The following is a 1,631-nucleotide window of genomic DNA, read 5'->3' on the forward strand; positions in this document are numbered from 1 at the left end:
GTCCTCCCACAAAACGCCATCGTCGTATCCAGCTCCTTCGCGATGATCTGAAGCGCCTTCGTCACCCCGGCCTCGCCCATGGCACCCAGGCCGTAGATGAAGGCGCGGCCGATCATCGTGCCCTTGGCGCCGAGCGCGACGGCCTTCAGCACGTCCTGGCCGGAGCGGATCCCGCCGTCCATCCAGACCTCGATGCGTGACCCCACCGCGTCGACGATGCSCGGGAGGGCCTCGATCGACGACAAGGCGCCATCGAGCTGCCGCCCGCCGTGGTTCGACACGATCAGCGCATCGGCGCCCGAGTCGGCCGCGAGCCGGGCGTCTTCCGCATCCAGGATCCCCTTCAGGATCAGCTTGCCGCCCCAGCGCTTCTTGATCCATTCCACATCGGCCCAGCTCAGCGTCGGGTCGAACTGGTCGGCCGTCCACGAGCCCAGCGACGACATGTCGGCCACGCCCTTCACATGGCCGACGATGTTGCCGAAGGTGCGCCGCTTCGTCCCCAGCATCGCCATGCACCACTGCGGCTTGGTCGCCAGGTTGATCAGGTTGGCGATCGTCGGCTTCGGCGGTGCCGACAAGCCGTTCTTCAGGTCCTTGTGCCGCTGCCCGAGGATCTGCAGGTCCAGCGTCAGCACCAGCGCGCCGCACTTCGCGGCCTTGGCACGGTCGATCAGCCGCTCGACGAAATCCCGGTCCTTCATCACGTAGAGCTGGAACCAGAACGGCGCCTTGGTGTTCGCGGCCACGTCCTCGATCGAGCTGATGCTCATCGTCGACAGCGTGAACGGCACGCCGAACTTCTCGGCCGCGCGCGCCGCCAGGATCTCGCCGTCGGCATGCTGCATGCCGCACATGCCGATCGGCGCCAGCGCCACCGGCATCGCGACGTCGACACCGATCATCTGCGTGCGCAGCGAACGGTTGGCCAGGTTGACGGCCACGCGCTGGCGCAGCTTGATCTTCTGGAACTCGCTCTCGTTGGCGCGGTAGGTGCCCTCGGTGTACGAGCCGGAGTCGGCGTAGTCGTAGAACATGCGCGGCACGCGCTTCTCGGCGAGCACGCGGAGGTCTTCGATGCAGGTGATCACGGGCATGGAGGGTCCTGAAATCCGGGGTAGTTCTCCGTTCGCACTGAGCTTGTCGAAGTGCCGGCGAGGTGCGCTGGCTTCGACAGGCTCAGCCCGAACGGAGGTGGGCGAGCGCCCGCCATGCTAGTCGGGTGTGGCGCTTGCTCGATCGGAAAGATCTTCCGGACTAACCCGACACCAACGCTCGCGCCTCGGCGAATGCTTCGTTCGCCACCGCGCCGCAGGTCTCGCGCAGCCACTGCGCAAACTCCGCCGCCGCGCCGTCGGCCGCATGCGGCAGCAGCCGGTATTGCCGCGTGGGCGTCGTCGCCAGTGCAAACAGCGGCCGCAACGCGCCACTCGCCAGCCACGGCCGCGCGAGGCTCGGCCTTGCCAGCACCACGCCCTGGCCGCTGACGGCCGCCTCCAGCGTCAGCCCCAGGTCGACCAGCTTCGTGCCCTGCGTCGGCTCGCCCCAGTCCAGGCCCGCCGCGCGGAACCACGGCGTCCACGGCTCGATCGGCGTGCGCAGCAAGGGCGCGTTGGCCAGGTCGGCCGGCG

2 protein-coding genes are annotated in these 1,631 nt (G+C 68.5%); both read right to left on the reverse strand.

Going from position 1 to position 1,631, the window contains the following annotated elements; translation table 11 throughout:
* On the reverse strand, positions 1-1,097 hold a 1,097-nt coding region (locus AC1D15_RS31120; protein WP_477829075.1), incomplete at its 3' end, for an alpha-hydroxy acid oxidase.
* 160 nt (positions 1,098-1,257) lie between these two features.
* Positions 1,258-1,631: LysR substrate-binding domain-containing protein (locus AC1D15_RS31125; RefSeq protein WP_477829076.1), on the reverse strand; the 374-nt coding region annotated here is incomplete at its 5' end.

The sequence above is a fragment of the Rhizobacter sp. P2_H2 genome (genome assembly GCF_056403375.1).